Below are 15880 nucleotides of genomic sequence, written 5' to 3' on the forward strand. Positions count from 1 at the left end.
AGCTTGAAGCATGACGGGTATAAAGACAAAATCAGTTAAAAAGCGTAGCTGGCAAGTCAAATGGGACTTGCCAGCTTTTTTTTGTGCCGCTAATTTAGAGGGCTGTTGAAACAACGACCCAGAGAATTCCCGTTGTTTCGGCTCAACAACCTTGATATAACTGGCTGCGCGTTCGCGTCTGGCTGGAAGTCGGCTGCGATAGTGAATAATAAAAGAGGGGATGAACAGAGTGAATAAGTCACAATTGATCGACAAAATTGCCGCAGACGCTGATATTTCTAAAGCGGCAGCAGGACGTGTTTTAGATGCTTTTATTGGTTCAGTTTCTGATTCCCTGAAATCAGGCGAAGAAGTGGCTCTGGTTGGCTTTGGTACGTTTTCCGTACGTGAGCGTTCTGAACGCACTGGCCGTAACCCGCAGACAGGTAAAGAAATTACCATTCCAGCAAGCAAAGTACCTGGCTTCCGTGCCGGTAAAGCGCTGAAAGACGCGGTGAACTGATTTACGGTTAACACCATTAGAGCAATTTCTTTGGTGGAGAGAGGACGGATATTGCGTTCTCATGTAACATACGGGCACATCAGACAATTGATGTGCCTTTTTTATTCTGACAGGTGACAAACGTCAGCAGCGGATGTCAGAGCATGGCCAGGCACAGTCGGCCTGAAAGCAGCAACGCGCACGCCTGCAAGGATGGGGTGCCTGCGTGAGGTTTACATTCACATTACAGCGGAGTGTTGTCATACCATGATGGACAATTTACGTGCGGCGTCGAATCATGTCGTGCTCAAGATTATTCTGGGACTGATTATCCTGTCATTCGTGCTGACCGGCGTTGGCAACTATCTGATTGGCGGTAACGGCGATTACGCAGCCAAAGTCAATGGCCAGGAGATCAGCCGTGCCCAGCTGGATCGCGCATTTAACAACGAGCGTAGCCGCCAACAGCAGATGCTGGGCGAGCAGTTCTCGCAGCTGGCAGGCAACGCAGGCTATATGCAGCAGATGCGTCAGCAGGCGCTGGCTCAGCTGGTAGATGAAATGCTGCTGGATCAGTACGCCAAAGAATTAAATCTGGCTATCAGCGATGAGCAGATCAAACAGGCCATCTTTAATCAGCCAGCGTTTCAGACCAACGGTAAGTTTGATAACGCCAAATATCTGAGCCTGATTAACAACATGGGCTTTACCGCCGACCAGTATGCTGAAGCGCTGCGCAAACAGTTAACCACCCAGCAGCTTATTTCAGCTATCGCCGGTACTGACTTCATGCTGAGCGGTGAAACCGATGCGCTGGCGGCGCTGGTTTCCCAGCAGCGCGTTGTGCGTCAGGCCACGCTGAATGTGGATGCGCTGGCAGCACAGCAGCAGGTTAGCGATGACGAAATTAAAAATTACTATGCTCAGCACAAGAGCAGTTTCCTGGCACCGGAGCAGTTCCGCGTAAGCTATATCAAGCTTGATGCAGCCAGCATGCAGGAAAGCGCCAGCGAAGCGGATATTCAGAGCTGGTACGAGCAGCACAAGGCTGAGTATGCCCAGCCTCAGCGTAACCGCTACAGCATTATTCAGACCAAGAGCGAAGCTGATGCACAAGCTATTCTGGAGCAACTGAAGAAGGGCGCCGATTTTGCCGCGCTGGCGAAAGAAAAATCCGCCGATCCGATCTCCGCACGTAAGGGTGGCGATATGGGCTGGCTGGAGCCTTCCACCACACCGGATGAACTGAAAGAGGCTAACCTGACCAGCAAAGGTCAGCTGTCAGGCGTAGTGAAATCCTCCGTTGGTTTCCTGATTGTGCGTCTGGATGATATTCAGCCAGAGCAGATCAAACCGCTGGCGGAAGTGCATGATGCGATTGCGGATAAAGTGAAGCAGGAAAAAGCGTTGGATGCTTACTATAAGCTGCAGCAAAAAGTCAGCGATGCGGCAAGCAATGATAATGAATCGTTAGCCAGCGCAGAGCAGGCGGCAGGCGTGAAGGCGGTGGAAACCGAGTGGTTTGGCCGTGACAATATTCCGGAAGCGCTGAACTTTAAGCCAGTTGCCGAGGCGATTTTCAACGGTAATCTGCAGGGCGAAAACGGCACGCCGGGCAGCAACTCCGATATGATCACCGTTGATGGCGATCGTGCTTTCATCCTGCGCGTGAACGACCATAAGCCGGAAGCGGTCAAAGCGCTTGAGGAAGTGAAAACGCAGATCGCTGAAACGCTGAAGCATGACAAGGCGGAAAAACAGGCTAAAGCGCAGGCGGAAAAAATCCTGGCCGATCTGAAAGCAGGCAAACAGGATGCATTAAAAGCAGCGGGCCTGGCGTTTGGGGAGGCGAAAACCTTCACGCGTAACGATCGTGATGCCATTGTCCAGTCCGTGTTTGCATTGCCACAGCCACAGGCGGGTAAACCGGTTTATGGCAGCAGCGAAGATATGCAGGGCAACATTGTGCTGCTGGCGCTGGATGAGGTAAAAGCCGGAAGCCTGCCTGACGCGCAGAAAAAAGCCCTGGCGCAGGGCGTAACCCAAAATAATGCGCAGATCGTCTTTGATGCGTTGTTAAGCAATCTGCGTAAGGATGCGAAAATCAAGTACGGTGCTGCGGTAGAAATGCAGTAACTCCCGCATAAAAAATGCAATCCGTTGCAAATATAAAGGCCGCTTTCGCGGCCTTTTCCATATCTTATCTTTGCCTTTTGTACTGAACCTCCGTTGTCTTTACTGTCTCTCCTGCTGTTACACACAAGGAGACATCAGCATGCATAAGAATTTTCTTTCAGCGCTCTGCTTATCATTAACCATGAGCGCCTTCTGCTGGACATTGACGGTTCCAGGCGCGCTGGCAGCCAGGGAGAGCGACAGCGCTATCCCAGCAGCGGCCAGCACGGTTAACGCATCCCGGACGGAAAGCGCCGACAAACCACAGGCAGCAGAAACCATGGTGAGCATTAACAGCGCATCGGCACAGGAGCTGGCGGCGGTAATGAACGGGGTTGGGTTAAAAAAAGCGGAAGCGATTGTGAGCTATCGTCAGCAGTTTGGACCCTTTACGGAACTGGAACAGCTAAAAGAGGTGCCGGGGATTGGCAGCACGCTGGTGGAGCGTAACCTGTCACGGCTTAAATTGTGATCCTGTTCCCAGCGCGAAGGACAACTTTTTCAGCCGCCGCGCACCGCTGCTAATCTGAAGAGGTCATACCAGATCGTATGACCTTTAACATTGATAAGGCAAGGCGCTATGCAGACCCTGATAAAAGTACGTGGCTATCATTTGGATGTTTATCAACATGTTAATAACGCGCGCTATCTGGAGTTTCTGGAAGAGGCGCGCTGGGAATGGCTGGAGAAGCTAAACGCTTTCCACTGGCTCATGGAAAACAAGCTGGCCTTTGTAGTGGTAAATATCAATATAAATTATCGCCGCCCGGCGTTGCTGGGCCATGTGCTCTGTATTAATAGTCGGCTACTGCAGCTGAACAGCAAAAGCGGAGTGATAGGTCAGGAGGTAACGCTGGAAGAGGATGGCTCTGCGATTGCCGATGCAACCTTGACCTTTGTCTGTATTGATCTGAAAACGCAAAAAGCGTTGCCGCTGGAGGGAGAATTACTTACGCGAATGGAGACGCTACTTAGCTAACGATAACAGCCGGGAAGGGCCCGGCTGCTTTTACCCAACTGTTTAGCCTAATCCGGTTTTCTGCTGCATGCTGTGCATCACGGCGGCGGGATCGTCCTGATAGCTTTTTAGCCCGTTTGCCCGCAAATGGCAGGCAGCACACTCACCGCAGCCGTCACCCTTGATACCGTTATAGCAGGTCAGCGTATCCTGACGAACCAAAGGCAGCTGTTGCCAGTAGTCTGCCAGCGCCCAGGTCTCTGCTTTATTCAGCCACATCAGCGGCGTTTCAAAACGTACGGCGCGCGCCATACCCAGTTCGATAGCGTGATTTAACGCTTTGACAAACTCATCGCGACAGTCCGGATAGCCAGAGAAATCCGTCTCGCAAACGCCGGTAATCACCGCCTCAGCCTCAACCTGATAAGCATAAATTGAAGCCAGAGTAAGAAAAAGAATATTGCGTCCCGGCACAAAGGTGCTGGGCAAACCGCTGGCGCTGGCGTCATATTGCGGTACCGGAATATTATCGCGTGTCAGGCTGCTGATCGCCAGCTCATTCAGTAACGTAACGTCCAGCACCTTGTGAGCGCGAGCGCCAAGCCGTATTGCCAGTTCGCGCGCAACATCGATCTCCTGACGATGACGCTGACCATAATCGAAGGTAACGCAGTGAACTTCGTCATATTGCGCTAATGCCTGAATCAGGCAGGTTGTGGAGTCCTGCCCGCCGCTGAAAACTACCACTGCTCGTTTCATTTTTTAGCCTTACTGAACTTGTTCACACTTATGGTAATGCCTGAAACGCAAGAAAGGTAGTCCACCCGCTGTACGGGGCAGAGCAGCCAAAGCGTCTTAAACGCATGGCTTTTGATTAACTATGCATCTGCTCCAGCCATGGCGTCAGGTCGCCTACCTGATTTTTAACCCAGTGCGGATCATACCAGGTATCCAGATAGCGATCGCCGCTGTCGCAGAGTAGCGTCACAATAGCGCCTTCTCGCTGCTGCTGGCGCATCCGCTGCGCAACCTGAATCGCACCCCAGAAGTTGGTGCCGGTAGAGGCGCCCGGTTTACGACCGAGGATCTGGGCCAGATAATGCATTGCGGCAGCGGAAGCCGCATCGGGAACGCGTAGCATCTCGTCAATAACATCGGGTATAAAAGAGGGCTCGACGCGTGGACGACCAATTCCCTCGATACGACTGCCGCTGATGTTACGTAAGGCTTTATCGCGCGTATGCCAGTAATCATGGAACACAGAGTTTTCCGGGTCCACCACCAGTAAATGCGTAGCATGTCCCTGATAATGTAAATAGCGCCCAATCGTGGCTGAGGTGCCGCCGGTGCCGGCAGACATAACAATCGTATCCGGCACAGGAAAAGGTTCGCTGGCCATCTGTCGAAAGATGCTTTCTGCAATATTATTATTGCCGCGCCAGTCGGTAGCGCGTTCGGCGTAGGTAAACTGATCCATAAAATGGCCGTTAAGATCGCGCGCCAGCCTTTCAGACTCTTCATAAATGGCGCAGGGATCGTTAACAAAGTGGCACTGACCACCATAAAAGGTAATCTGTTCAACTTTACGGCGTGCGGTGCTGCCAGGCATCACGGCAATAAACGGCAGGCCAAGCAAACGTGAAAAATAAGCTTCGGAAACGGCAGTGCTGCCAGATGAGGCTTCGACAATCGTGGTGCCAGGTTTAATCCAGCCGTTACACAGGCCATAGAGAAACAGGGAGCGGGCCAGGCGGTGCTTTAAACTGCCGGTTGGATGCGTGCTTTCATCTTTAAGATAAAACCAGATGCCTGGAAACTGGGGGAGCGTAAACCGAATCAGATGTGTTTCGGCGGAGCGCTGAAAATCCGCATTGATTTCATTAATTGCGTATTTAACCCACTGGCTGCTCATGATCCTGTTTCCCCCGGTAATAAAGGCAATCATCGTAAGGCATTCAGCGGAAAAAATGTTTGCCTTATTTCCTGTATAATTGGGTATCCATAGCAAAACTTTCTCCGGAGACGCCGGTGTTAGATAAAATTGATCGCAAGCTGCTGGCGTTGCTGCAGAAGGACTGCACGCTGTCGTTACAGGCGCTAGCCGATGCTGTTAATCTCACTACCACGCCCTGCTGGAAACGGCTCAAAAAGCTGGAGGATGAGGGCATCATTCGCGGGCGCGTTGCACTGCTGGATAGTGAAAAGCTGGGGCTGGGATTAACTGCCTTTATGCTGATTAAAACACAACAGCATAACCGGGAGTGGTATCAGGAGTTTGTTAGCGTGGTAAAGGACCAGCCCGAAGTCATGGCGTTTTATCGCATGGCGGGCGAATATGATTATTTGTTACGCATCCAGGTGGCCGATATGAAACAGTATGATGCGCTCTATAAGCGTCTGGTCAACGGCGTTAACGGCCTGATTGACGTGACCTCCAGTTTTGCCATGGAAGAGATAAAATACACCACGGCATTACCTGTTGAACCCTGATTTTTTCTGCAGCCTTTTGGCTGATCATTTAACCCTGCGGGACAATTTTTGTGCGATTGTTTAGCCAGTTAAGTTGGTATTTTCTTCGTGAGTGGCGGCGCTATCTCGGCGCGGTTTCTCTGTTAATCGTCATTGCGATTTTGCAGCTACTGCCGCCTAAAATCGTGGGCATTATTGTGGATGGCGTAACGCTGCATCACCTGAGCGCTGGCTCAATCATGATGTGGATTGGCATCATGCTGGTAACCGCGCTGGTGGTCTATCTGCTGCGCTACGTCTGGCGTGTACTCTTGTTTGGCGCCTCTTATCAACTGGCGGTAGAGCTGCGGGAAAATTTTTACCGTCAGCTAAGTCGCCAGCATCCGGAGTTTTACCTGCGTCACCGTACCGGCGATCTTATCGCGCGGGCGACCAATGATGTAGACCGCGTTGTTTTTGCTGCCGGTGAAGGGGTGCTGACGCTGGTGGATTCGCTGGTGATGGGCTGCGCGGTACTGATTGTGATGAGCACGCAAATCAGCTGGCAGCTCACGCTACTGGCGCTGGTGCCAATGCCGGTTATGGCGCTGATGATTAAGCGTTACGGCACACAACTGCATCAGCGTTTTAAGCTGGCGCAGGGTGCATTTTCCTCCCTCAACGATCAGGCGCAGGAAAGCCTGACCAGCATCCGCATGGTGAAAGCCTTCGGTCTTGAGGATCATCAGTCCCGGCAGTTTGCGGCGATAGCGGCGGACGCCGGTGAGAAAAACCTGCGCGTGGCGCGCGTGGACGCCCGCTTTGATCCTACGATCTATATCGCGATTGGCTTATCTAATTTGCTGGCGGTTGGCGGTGGCGGCTGGTTGGTCTGGCATCAGCAGATGACGCTGGGCCAGTTAACCAGCTTTGTTATGTATCTGGGCCTGATGATCTGGCCAATGCTGGCGCTGGCGTGGATGTTTAACATTGTTGAGCGCGGCAGCGCGGCGTGGAGCCGTATTCGTTCGCTGCTGTCAGAGGCACCGGCGGTGGCAGACGGCAGTAAGATATTGCCGGAAGGACGCGGCGTGCTGCAGGCGGCAATCCGCGAATTCAGCTATCCAGGCAACGCACAGCCTGCGCTGCGCAACCTGAATTTTAATCTCAGGCCTGGGCAGATGCTGGGTCTGTGCGGCCCCACCGGGGCGGGGAAAAGTACGCTGTTGAGCCTGATTCAGCGCCATTTCGATATCTCTCAGGGCGATATTCGCTATCACGGTATCCCGCTGACGCAGCTGCGGATTGATAGCTGGCGCGGGCGGCTGGCGGTGGTGAATCAAACGCCGTTTCTGTTTTCCGATACCATAGCGAACAATATTGCGCTGGGGCGTCCTGGCGCCAGTCGCGATGAAATTGAACGCGCCGCTAAGCTGGCAAGCGTTCATGAAGATATTCTGCGCCTGCCGCAGGGATATGAAACCGAGGTGGGCGAACGCGGCGTGATGCTCTCCGGCGGTCAGAAGCAGCGTATCTCTATCGCGCGCGCCCTGCTGCTGAATGCCGAAATCCTGATACTGGATGATGCGCTTTCGGCAGTGGATGGGCGGACCGAGCATCAAATTTTGCATAACCTGCGTCGCTGGGGACAGGGTCGAACAGTGATCATCAGCGCTCATCGCCTGTCGGCGCTTACCGAAGCCAGTGAAATTTTGGTTATGCAGCATGGCGTTGTGGCGCAGCGTGGCGAGCATAACGCGCTGTTACAGCAGAAGGGGTGGTATAGCGATATGTATCGTTATCAGCAGCTGGAAGCCGCGTTGAGTGAGGATGAAGTTAGCCGCAGCAGTGAGGAGAAACAGCATGGCTGATACCAGAAAACTTTGGCCGACGCTGAAAAGGCTGCTCTCCTACGGCAAACCCTGGCGTAAAGCGCTCTCGCTGGCGGTGCTGATGCTGTGGATCGCTGCCGCTGCCGAAGTGCTGGGCCCGGTGCTGATTGGTTATTTTATCGATCATTTTATTGCGCAGCATCAAATGCCCATTGGGCTGGCGATTGGCCTGGCCTGTGCGTTTATTCTGCTGCAGGGGCTGGCGGCGCTGTTGCATTACTGGCAGGCGTTATTGTTTAACCAGGCGGCGGTGGGTGTTGTTCAGCGACTGCGATCTGATGTGATGGATGCGGCTTTGCGTCAGCCGCTCAGCGCCTTTGACCAGCAGCCGGTGGGCCAGATTATTTCACGCGTGACCAATGATACTGAAGTCATAAAAGATCTCTGGGTGACGGTTGTCGCGACCGTATTGCGCAGCGCGGCGCTGGTTGGCGCAATGCTGATCGCCATGTTTAGCCTGGACTGGCGCATGGCGCTGGTAGCGGTGGTGATTTTCCCGCTGGTGTTCACCGTGATGCTGATCTATCAGCGCTATAGTACGCCAATTGTTCGGCGGGTTCGCAGCTATCTGGCCGATATCAATAATGGCTTTAATGAAGTCATCAACGGCATGAGCGTTATTCAGCAGTTTCGTCAACAGGCACGATTTGGCGAGCGGATAGGGGAGGCCAGTCGATCGCACTATCTGGCACGCATGGAGACGTTAAGGCTGGACGGCTTTCTGCTGCGTCCCTTGCTCAGCCTGTTTTCAGCGGCTATTTTGTGCGGTTTGCTGATGCTGTTTAGTTTCTCGTCGGTTGGCGTATTTGAGGTTGGCGTGCTGTACGCCTTCATCAGCTATCTGGGACGGCTAAATGAACCGCTAATTGAATTGACCACGCAGCAGTCGATGCTGCAGCAGGCGATTGTTGCTGGCGAGCGCATTTTTGAGCTCATGGATGCACCGCGTCAGCATTACGGTCAGGAAGATCAGCCTTTGCAAAGTGGCCGCATCGATATTGAACATCTGAGTTTTGCCTATCGTGACGGACGCAATGTGCTGGAGGACATTTCACTTCAGGTTCCTTCACGCAGCTTTGTCGCCCTTGTCGGTCATACCGGCAGCGGTAAGAGTACGCTTGCCAGCCTGCTGATGGGCTACTATCCAGTGAAGCAGGGGCGCATTTGTCTGGATGGACGTCCGCTGGAACAGTTCAGCCATCAGGCGCTGCGTCAGGGAGTGGCAATGGTTCAACAGGATCCAGTGGTGCTGGCCGATAGCTTCTTCGCCAATGTAACGCTGGGGCGTGATATCAGCGAACAGGCGGTTTGGGAGGCGCTGGAAGCGGTTCAACTGGCAGAGCTGGCACGCGGCCTCTCTGACGGCATCCATACGCGCCTTAATGAACAAGGTAATAATCTGTCGGTAGGGCAGAAGCAGCTGCTGGCGCTGGCGCGTGTCCTGGTTGCCGAACCGCAGATCCTTATTCTGGATGAGGCGACAGCCAATATCGATTCCGGCACCGAGCAGGCGATTCAGCGTGCCCTGCAACAAGTCAGAAAGAAAACCACGCTGGTGGTTATTGCGCACCGTCTTTCTACCATTACCGAAGCGGATACGATTCTGGTGTTACATCGTGGACAGGCCGTTGAGCGCGGCACGCACACTGAGCTACTGGCGCGGCAGGGGCGCTACTGGCAAATGTATCAGCTGCAGCAGGTAGGCAGTGAGCTGACAATGGGCATTACTGAAGGAGCCTGATCCCTTCTTGCACCTTTTTCAGGCGTGATTATCAGAATGTTCTCTGGAAATGCGCACCAGGTTGTCATAACGCACCTTTATGGTGCGTTTTTTTCTGCTGTGTGCGGCCATTTTTCCTGTCACAGGCGCGCTCGTGCCGATTACGCCGCTTCCTGCTCTACTTTCACTCTCGGTCCATAGCTGGCACAACCTTTGCTTTACCCTCCCTGTGTCAGATGCCTGACCAACATGATTAAGCAAGGGGAGCGTATGAAGCTGGTTACCGTTGTCATCAAGCCATTCAAACTGGAGGATGTGCGCGAAGCGCTCTCTTCTATCGGCATCCAGGGATTGACCGTCACAGAGGTTAAGGGATTTGGTCGTCAAAAAGGCCACGCTGAACTCTATCGTGGCGCTGAATATAGCGTGAATTTTCTGCCGAAAGTCAAAATCGATATCGCCATTGCTGACGATCAACTGGATGAAGTAGTGGATGTGATCAGTAAGGCGGCCTATACCGGCAAAATTGGCGACGGCAAAATTTTTGTTGCTGAGCTGCAACGCGTTATCCGTATTCGCACCGGTGAAACTGACGAAGCCGCTCTTTAAGTCGGGTTCGGTAACTTGTGATGGGATGGAATAAAATGAATAAATTAATGACCAAAGGCCTCGCTGGCCTGGCGCTGTTACCATCGCTGGCGATGGCGGCGCCTGCCGTTGCGGATAAGGCGGATAACGCCTTTATGATGATTTGCACCGCGCTGGTGCTGTTTATGACAATTCCCGGGATAGCGCTCTTTTATGGTGGCCTGATCCGCGCTAAAAACGTTCTGTCACTGCTGACGCAGGTCTCTGTGACCTTCGCTATGGTGTGCGTAATCTGGGTGCTGTATGGCTACTCTCTGGCATTTAGCGAAGGTAACGCCTTTTTCGGTGGCCTGGAGTGGCTAATGCTGAAAAATATCAGCCTGACGGCATTAAGCGGCACCATTTATCAATACATTCACGTGGTCTTTCAGGCCTCTTTCGCCTGTATTACCGTTGGACTGATTGTTGGCTCTATTGCCGAGCGCATTCGCTTCTCAGCCGTACTGATCTTTGTGGTTATCTGGCTGACGCTGGCTTACCTGCCTATTGCCCATATGGTCTGGGCGGGCGGCTTCCTGGCGCAGGATGGCGCGCTCGATTTTGCAGGCGGAACCGTGGTTCATATCAACGCCGCCGTTGCCGGCCTGGTTGGTGCTTACCTGGTAGGTAAACGCGCAGGCTTTGGCAAAGAGGCATTTAAACCGCATAACCTGCCGATGGTATTTACCGGCACGGCGATCCTCTATGTTGGCTGGTTTGGTTTTAACGCCGGCTCAGCGGCGGCGGCCAACGAGATTGCTGCGCTGGCTTTCCTGAACACCGTGGTAGCCACAGCGGGTGCCGTACTCTCCTGGACCTTTGGCGAATGGGCGCTGCGTGGAAAGCCTTCGCTGCTTGGTGCCAGCTCCGGCTTTATCGCAGGTCTGGTAGCGATTACGCCTGCCTGTGGCTACGTTGGCGTTGGCGGTGCGCTGCTGATTGGTCTGATTGGCGGTCTCGGCGGCCTGTGGGGCGTCACTGTCCTGAAAAAATGGCTGCGCGTGGATGACCCGTGCGATGTGTTCGGCGTACACGGTGTTTGCGGCATTATTGGCTGCATCCTCACCGGCGTTTTCGCCTCCTCTTCACTGGGCGGCGTGGGTTACGCTGAGGGCGTCTCCATGGGCCATCAGATTTGGGTACAGCTGTTTAGTGTGATTTTAACAATCATCTGGACCGGCGTGGTAGCCTTTATAGGTTTCAAAGTCGCGGACATGCTGGTAGGACTGCGTGTGCCGGAAGAGCAGGAGCGTGAAGGGCTTGATGTTAACAGCCACGGCGAGAATGCTTATAATCAGTAATCGACATTAAATAAAAGAAAAGGACGATACCCGGTATCGTCCTTTTTCATGGTATCAACTGCGCTGACGCATTACGCCTTCCTGCACCGTGGAAGCAACTAACACGCCTTCCTGGGTATAAAACTCTCCACGTACAAAGCCGCGCGCCCCGGAAGCCGACGTGCTTTCTACGCTGTATAACAGCCACTGATTCAAATCCACCGCACGGTGAAACCACATAGAGTGATCGATGGTGGCAACCTGCATACCTGGCTCCAGAAAACCTTTGCCGTGAGGCTGTAACGCAACCGGAAGAAAGTTCAGATCGGAAGCGTAGCCCAGCAAATATTGATGGATACGCGCGTCATCAGGCATTGCACCGTTAGCGCGTAGCCACACCTGGCGCGTTGGCGCATCGACATGACCTTTTAACGGATTGTGGAAGGTTACCGGGCGGATATCTAATGGCTTTTCGGCAAGGAACTTTGCGCGCACCTTTTCCGGGATCATGTCGGCCAGCCGCTGGGCAATCTCCGTTTCGCTGGGCTGTCCCTCCGGACCGGAAACATCAGGCATCGGTTTTTGATGTTCAAAGCCGCTTTCCGGTGCCTGGAAGGAGGCGGTCATGTAAAAGATAGGTTGGCCATTTTGAATAGCGGCAACGCGGCGCGCGCTGAAGCTGTGGCCATCCCGCAGCGTTTCGACATCATAAATAATCGCTTTCTGGCTATCGCCCGGTCGCAGAAAATAGCTGTGGAAAGAATGGATATTCCTTTCCACAGGCACGGTGTGCTTGGCGGCATGCAGCGCCTGTCCCACGACCTGCCCGCCAAAAACCTGGCGCAGACCTAAATCCTCGCTTTGGCCGCGAAACAGGCCTTCCTCAAGTTTCTCCAACTGCAACAGGTTAAGGAGATTTTTTAATGCCTGGCTCATCAGATGTTCCTCAATAACATTACCGCTTTAGTTTGCGAGATCCGACCAGCTCCTGCAACTGTGCCAGACGCTAAAGGTTCAGTTAATAAAAATGAACCCGGCAGTCGCCAGGCAAAAAAGCGGATCCTGTGCCAGAATTAAGCACATACAGCGTCTTATAGCTGTTTCGGCCAATTTGTCGCCGACACGACATTGATCAGAAGGAGAGGTTATCAATGAAATTCTGGCATGTAATGAGCGGAGCAGCGCTGGCCGTTGCCCTTGCAGGTTGTGCAGATAAAAGTGCAAATATTCCTGTTCCCACGCCGGGCGCAGAGTTAGCAGGACAACCCGTTATTGCCCAACCCAACGTGAGCGGTTCCATCTATATCCGGCAAAAAGTGGCGTTACCGCCGGATGCAGCATTAACGGTAACCCTTTCAGACGCATCCCTGGCGAACGCTCCGGCCAAAGTGCTGGCGCAGCGCGTGGTTCTTACCGAGGGTAAACAGGCGCCTTTCCGTTTTACTTTGCCTTTTAACCCGGCCGATATTCAGCCTGACGCGCGCATTCTCTTAAGCGCAGCGATTACTCAGGATAATAAGGTTATTTTTATGACCGAATCGGTTAAACCGGCAATCAATAGTGGCGGAACAAAAATCGACTTAACCCTGGTTCCGGCTACATCGGTTGCTATGCCGACCCGCAGTGGCGCAGCGACAACCGTTCCGTCTACGTCGCCGACTCAGGTTACGCCATCCTCATCAATACCTGCACCAACCAGTTTCTAAATATGTTTATGGGGGCCAGCGGTGCTGGCCTTACCATTGCCATCGGTAACGCGCCAGATCAACTTCTCCGGCATCGCTGATTTCAATTCCTTCCGCTTCCAGCGCATCACGCTGCCGCAGCAAATCATCCCCTTGCAGGGATATCTGTCCGTGGCGGTTAATAATCCGATACCAGGGCAGGCGACTATCGGCAGGCAGACGCTTTAATAATCCGCCAACCTGACGCGCTGCACGTGGCGAGCCGGCCAGGCGCGCCACATCGCCATAGGTAGCAACGGTGCCAAAGGGAATAGCGGCGATAACCTGTATCACACGCTGAGAGAAAGAGTCATTTTCCATAGCGGCTCCTGCTTTAGGTTTGTGCTTATCCTCGCAAAAAGCAGCATGCAAAGAAATATGCCAAAGCGGTAACACTGCCATGAGAGAAAATACTCAAGAAAAACGGAGGGTTGTTTAATAAAACAACGGTTGAGGGCCTGCGGCTTGCATTTACCCCAGGCATCATTGATAATGCCTTCGCTCTGTAACGGAGCACGTCAATGGGGGCCCTGTTGGTTCTCCCGCAACGCTAACTTGTGAACTCGGTCAGGTCCGGAAGGAAGCAGCCGCAGCAGGTGACGCGTGTGCCGGGATGTAGCTGGCAGGGCCCCCACCATTTTTATCCATCCCGTTATTCCTCATCTATTTAGCGTACATATTTCCATACTGATACTGGGACTTTATCGTACAGCTTATTCATTGTTAATTCAGCCAAACGATGATCCGCAGCAGAATAAAAAACAGCCAGTTCATCATCAGGTAATTCATATTTATTCTTTTCAATAACACGCTCAAGTGTATCAATGGATCGGCAACGTCTTAAGCGCATCAGATAGTCAGTCTTGGTCATAATTTTTTCTGTCATGGTTAAACCATAATAAATTAACGGTTGCTAAAATGAATGGCTTGGCTGTAAAGGAAGCTGAGCGCACTCTTCTGCGAAAAGGTTAAACAAACGTCTGGCGGAACGCTGCCAGCGTTGTAGATCCTGAACATTGATGCCGTAATTACTGAAAAGCATAAAGGTATCATCGAGGTAATCATCTATTTGAACAATGAGATCCTCATCCTCAGCATGCTTAATTTTATAATTCATAGTGAATGAAGCAATATGTTCAATCAGATCATTCAGTTGTAAATTAGAAGCGGACGTAGGATCATTAACCCAGCCATGATGGCTGTCACCTAACGTTGCCATACTTTCGTCGTACAGATTTTCACACAAGAAATTCAACTGGGCAATATCATGCCGTTTCGGTGAGTATTCGTCCATCTTTTTTCCCTCCATACATCGACCATTGTCTGCATGCGAAACAGTGAAAAAAGCACCGTACTATAGGGTTAATATTAAGATTCGTTAGTTGATCAGACAAGGTAAATATAACGTAAGCTTGCTCTTTTCAGATAAGGTATGAGTAAATTTAAAGTTCATCAGCGGTGGAAGGGCGCGTATCATCAATAAAATTAAAGGCCAGTGCGCCAGGAATTACCTCAAACTCAACGCTTTCCCGTTGGGATTCTGTCTGATTAATGTCAAGACAAGCATTGAATACATTCCAGTCGAACTGATAGTACAGTTTATATCTTTCATCATTTATTGGCTCTACAGAAATAATCTTAACCGATCCCGGAACAAAAAGCGCATTCTGTGAATACCATTGCAGGTCGCCGATCAGCATTTTTTCTATTTTGGGAATATTCTGTAGGATTAGACTTTTTAATTTTAGCGGGTTTCTCTCATCTTGCAAAATATCGCACGGGATAATTTTTCTCACTTTACCTCCGCTGAGCGTATCCAGACTTAGGATAAGAATGAGATTAAGTATGCCAGAAGACAAGCAGGGTTAATTAATATTGAGCCTAAATTTATGCCAGTAAATGTCATGCTTTTACAGGCTAATGTTTAACTGATGTAAACTTACTTCGTTGAATTTTATAAATTTAGAGCAAAGCGATAGCTTAATCAAGCTACTTTATTGACATAAAAGGATACAATTTTCCTACAGCTATGGTTTAAGCCGCAGTGGTTGATTGCTGTTTAGCGTGATGAAAAGCAGAGAATAAAAAGCGATTGAGCAAAAAAAGTATCAGGCCAGCGTAATCGCCAGCCTGCTACCTGTTTAACGTTTTTTCTTACCGCCCTGAACGGCTTTGAAGCGCGGATTACTTTTGCAAATGACATATACGCGACCGTGCCGGCGAACTATCTTGCAGTCCTTGTGACGCTGTTTAGCCGCGCGTAACGAGCTTAAAACTTTCATAACCCCTTTTTCTCCTTAATCATTTTTGCCGAAAAAACGGCCATAACGTTGATTAAAGCGCGCTGAGCTTCCTTCACGGCTGTAGTCTTTTTGCTTGCCCGTATAATGTGGATGCGAAGCAGAAGAGACATCCAGCGCAACATAGGGGAAAGTTTCACCGTCGATTTCAATTGTCCGGTCGGTTTTAATCGTCGAACCTGTTTTAAAGTAGTGATCGACGCTGGTGTCGTGAAAAACGACGGTACGGTAATGGGGATGAATACCCGGTTTCATAGCGGCTCCTTTTGATATGT

At 51.7% G+C, this 15880-nt stretch carries 19 protein-coding genes and 1 other RNA gene; 11 read left to right on the top strand and 9 right to left on the bottom strand.

Annotated elements, in window-relative coordinates:
• Nucleotides 1-229 precede the first annotated feature (229 nt).
• The 4 genes from hupB to ACQE3Y_RS04435 all read left to right on the top strand — a co-directional run bounded on the left by hupB (nucleotide 230) and on the right by ACQE3Y_RS04435 (nucleotide 3635).
• On the top strand, nucleotides 230-502 hold the full coding sequence (gene hupB / locus ACQE3Y_RS04420) for a nucleoid-associated protein HU-beta (RefSeq protein ID WP_038627591.1): 273 nt from the start codon (nucleotides 230-232) through the stop codon (nucleotides 500-502).
• A 246-nt stretch (nucleotides 503-748) separates the two neighbouring features.
• Nucleotides 749-2617: a peptidylprolyl isomerase gene (gene ppiD, locus ACQE3Y_RS04425; protein ID WP_426980970.1), complete on the top strand. Its 1869-nt coding sequence runs from the start codon at nucleotides 749-751 to the stop codon at nucleotides 2615-2617.
• Between the two features lie 139 nt (nucleotides 2618-2756).
• Entirely contained in the window at nucleotides 2757-3128 is a 372-nt protein-coding gene (locus ACQE3Y_RS04430) for a ComEA family DNA-binding protein (protein ID WP_426974617.1), read from the top strand.
• 108 nt (nucleotides 3129-3236) lie between these two features.
• Entirely contained in the window at nucleotides 3237-3635 is a 399-nt protein-coding gene (locus ACQE3Y_RS04435) for a YbgC/FadM family acyl-CoA thioesterase (RefSeq protein ID WP_250652058.1), read from the top strand.
• A 42-nt stretch (nucleotides 3636-3677) separates the two neighbouring features.
• Here the strand turns inward: ACQE3Y_RS04435 and queC are convergent, their stop codons facing one another.
• Both queC and ACQE3Y_RS04445 read right to left on the bottom strand, forming a co-directional pair.
• Nucleotides 3678-4373: a 7-cyano-7-deazaguanine synthase QueC gene (gene queC, locus ACQE3Y_RS04440; RefSeq protein ID WP_250652059.1), complete on the bottom strand. Its 696-nt coding sequence runs from the start codon at nucleotides 4371-4373 to the stop codon at nucleotides 3678-3680.
• A gap of 115 nt (nucleotides 4374-4488) precedes the next feature.
• Nucleotides 4489-5526, bottom strand: a complete 1038-nt coding sequence (locus tag ACQE3Y_RS04445) for a PLP-dependent cysteine synthase family protein (protein WP_426974616.1) — start codon at nucleotides 5524-5526, stop codon at nucleotides 4489-4491.
• A gap of 116 nt (nucleotides 5527-5642) precedes the next feature.
• Between ACQE3Y_RS04445 and ACQE3Y_RS04450 the strand changes: the two genes are divergently transcribed.
• The 5 genes from ACQE3Y_RS04450 to amtB all read left to right on the top strand — a co-directional run bounded on the left by ACQE3Y_RS04450 (nucleotide 5643) and on the right by amtB (nucleotide 11602).
• Nucleotides 5643-6104 carry an Lrp/AsnC family transcriptional regulator gene (locus ACQE3Y_RS04450; RefSeq protein WP_426974615.1) on the top strand — a complete coding sequence of 154 codons (462 nt, stop codon included), beginning with the start codon at nucleotides 5643-5645 and terminating at the stop codon, nucleotides 6102-6104.
• Nucleotides 6105-6154: 50 nt separating this feature from the next.
• On the top strand, nucleotides 6155-7933 hold the full coding sequence (locus ACQE3Y_RS04455) for a SmdA family multidrug ABC transporter permease/ATP-binding protein (RefSeq protein ID WP_426974614.1): 1779 nt from the start codon (nucleotides 6155-6157) through the stop codon (nucleotides 7931-7933).
• A complete protein-coding gene (locus tag ACQE3Y_RS04460) occupies nucleotides 7926-9695 on the top strand; it encodes a SmdB family multidrug efflux ABC transporter permease/ATP-binding protein (protein WP_426980971.1) in 1770 nt (589 codons plus the stop codon). The genes ACQE3Y_RS04455 and ACQE3Y_RS04460 overlap by 8 nt, the downstream gene beginning before the upstream one ends.
• Nucleotides 9696-9944: 249 nt before the next feature.
• On the top strand, nucleotides 9945-10283 hold the full coding sequence (gene glnK / locus ACQE3Y_RS04465) for a P-II family nitrogen regulator (protein ID WP_007886947.1): 339 nt from the start codon (nucleotides 9945-9947) through the stop codon (nucleotides 10281-10283).
• A gap of 35 nt (nucleotides 10284-10318) precedes the next feature.
• Nucleotides 10319-11602 carry an ammonium transporter AmtB gene (amtB, locus tag ACQE3Y_RS04470; RefSeq protein WP_426974612.1) on the top strand — a complete coding sequence of 428 codons (1284 nt, stop codon included), beginning with the start codon at nucleotides 10319-10321 and terminating at the stop codon, nucleotides 11600-11602.
• 54 nt (nucleotides 11603-11656) lie between these two features.
• Here the strand turns inward: amtB and tesB are convergent, their stop codons facing one another.
• The gene (gene tesB / locus ACQE3Y_RS04475; RefSeq protein ID WP_426980972.1) at nucleotides 11657-12517 is read right to left on the bottom strand and encodes an acyl-CoA thioesterase II; all 861 of its coding nucleotides are present in this window, start codon (nucleotides 12515-12517) and stop codon (nucleotides 11657-11659) included.
• Nucleotides 12518-12732: 215 nt separating this feature from the next.
• Between tesB and ACQE3Y_RS04480 the strand changes: the two genes are divergently transcribed.
• Nucleotides 12733-13287, top strand: a complete 555-nt coding sequence (locus ACQE3Y_RS04480; protein ID WP_250652063.1) for a YbaY family lipoprotein — start codon at nucleotides 12733-12735, stop codon at nucleotides 13285-13287.
• A 30-nt stretch (nucleotides 13288-13317) separates the two neighbouring features.
• Here the strand turns inward: ACQE3Y_RS04480 and ACQE3Y_RS04485 are convergent, their stop codons facing one another.
• On the bottom strand, nucleotides 13318-13626 hold the full coding sequence (locus tag ACQE3Y_RS04485) for an MGMT family protein (RefSeq protein WP_426980973.1): 309 nt from the start codon (nucleotides 13624-13626) through the stop codon (nucleotides 13318-13320).
• Nucleotides 13627-13836: 210 nt separating this feature from the next.
• Between ACQE3Y_RS04485 and ffs the strand changes: the two genes are divergently transcribed.
• Nucleotides 13837-13933, top strand: an RNA gene (gene ffs / locus ACQE3Y_RS04490) — signal recognition particle sRNA small type.
• A gap of 39 nt (nucleotides 13934-13972) precedes the next feature.
• Here the strand turns inward: ffs and ACQE3Y_RS04495 are convergent.
• The 5 genes from ACQE3Y_RS04495 to ACQE3Y_RS04515 form a co-directional block, all read right to left on the bottom strand.
• On the bottom strand, nucleotides 13973-14191 hold the full coding sequence (locus ACQE3Y_RS04495; RefSeq protein WP_071883698.1) for an HHA domain-containing protein: 219 nt from the start codon (nucleotides 14189-14191) through the stop codon (nucleotides 13973-13975).
• 27 nt (nucleotides 14192-14218) lie between these two features.
• Complete coding sequence (tomB, locus tag ACQE3Y_RS04500) at nucleotides 14219-14599, bottom strand: Hha toxicity modulator TomB (protein ID WP_085067696.1); 381 nt, start codon at nucleotides 14597-14599, stop codon at nucleotides 14219-14221.
• A 148-nt stretch (nucleotides 14600-14747) separates the two neighbouring features.
• On the bottom strand, nucleotides 14748-15101 hold the full coding sequence (locus tag ACQE3Y_RS04505; RefSeq protein WP_426974609.1) for a hypothetical protein: 354 nt from the start codon (nucleotides 15099-15101) through the stop codon (nucleotides 14748-14750).
• 345 nt (nucleotides 15102-15446) lie between these two features.
• Nucleotides 15447-15587, bottom strand: coding sequence for a type B 50S ribosomal protein L36 (gene ykgO / locus ACQE3Y_RS04510; protein WP_085067694.1), 141 nt, complete (start codon nucleotides 15585-15587; stop codon nucleotides 15447-15449).
• 15 nt (nucleotides 15588-15602) lie between these two features.
• The gene (locus ACQE3Y_RS04515) at nucleotides 15603-15860 is read right to left on the bottom strand and encodes a type B 50S ribosomal protein L31 (RefSeq protein ID WP_085067693.1); all 258 of its coding nucleotides are present in this window, start codon (nucleotides 15858-15860) and stop codon (nucleotides 15603-15605) included.
• Between the last annotated feature and the right edge of the window lie 20 nt (nucleotides 15861-15880).

It is taken from the genome of Pantoea sp. FN0305 (assembly GCF_050113845.1).
In the GTDB taxonomy this organism is placed as follows: domain Bacteria; phylum Pseudomonadota; class Gammaproteobacteria; order Enterobacterales; family Enterobacteriaceae; genus Mixta; species Mixta alhagi.

Excerpts from the sequence above, each read along its gene's own strand:
- ppiD (WP_426980970.1), top strand. The coding sequence starts at position 749 with ATGATGGACAATTTACGTGCGGCGTCGAATCATGTCGTGCTCAAGATT.
- ACQE3Y_RS04430 (WP_426974617.1), top strand. The coding sequence starts at position 2,757 with ATGCATAAGAATTTTCTTTCAGCGCTCTGCTTATCATTAACCATGAGC.
- ACQE3Y_RS04435 (WP_250652058.1), top strand. The coding sequence starts at position 3,237 with ATGCAGACCCTGATAAAAGTACGTGGCTATCATTTGGATGTTTATCAA.
- queC (WP_250652059.1), bottom strand. The coding sequence starts at position 4,373 with ATGAAACGAGCAGTGGTAGTTTTCAGCGGCGGGCAGGACTCCACAACC.
- ACQE3Y_RS04445 (WP_426974616.1), bottom strand. The coding sequence starts at position 5,526 with ATGAGCAGCCAGTGGGTTAAATACGCAATTAATGAAATCAATGCGGAT.
- ACQE3Y_RS04460 (WP_426980971.1), top strand. The coding sequence starts at position 7,926 with ATGGCTGATACCAGAAAACTTTGGCCGACGCTGAAAAGGCTGCTCTCC.
- glnK (WP_007886947.1), top strand. The coding sequence starts at position 9,945 with ATGAAGCTGGTTACCGTTGTCATCAAGCCATTCAAACTGGAGGATGTG.
- amtB (WP_426974612.1), top strand. The coding sequence starts at position 10,319 with ATGAATAAATTAATGACCAAAGGCCTCGCTGGCCTGGCGCTGTTACCA.
- tesB (WP_426980972.1), bottom strand. The coding sequence starts at position 12,517 with ATGAGCCAGGCATTAAAAAATCTCCTTAACCTGTTGCAGTTGGAGAAA.
- ACQE3Y_RS04480 (WP_250652063.1), top strand. The coding sequence starts at position 12,733 with ATGAAATTCTGGCATGTAATGAGCGGAGCAGCGCTGGCCGTTGCCCTT.
- ACQE3Y_RS04485 (WP_426980973.1), bottom strand. The coding sequence starts at position 13,626 with ATGGAAAATGACTCTTTCTCTCAGCGTGTGATACAGGTTATCGCCGCT.
- ACQE3Y_RS04495 (WP_071883698.1), bottom strand. The coding sequence starts at position 14,191 with ATGACAGAAAAAATTATGACCAAGACTGACTATCTGATGCGCTTAAGA.
- tomB (WP_085067696.1), bottom strand. The coding sequence starts at position 14,599 with ATGGACGAATACTCACCGAAACGGCATGATATTGCCCAGTTGAATTTC.
- ykgO (WP_085067694.1), bottom strand. The coding sequence starts at position 15,587 with ATGAAAGTTTTAAGCTCGTTACGCGCGGCTAAACAGCGTCACAAGGAC.
- ACQE3Y_RS04515 (WP_085067693.1), bottom strand. The coding sequence starts at position 15,860 with ATGAAACCGGGTATTCATCCCCATTACCGTACCGTCGTTTTTCACGAC.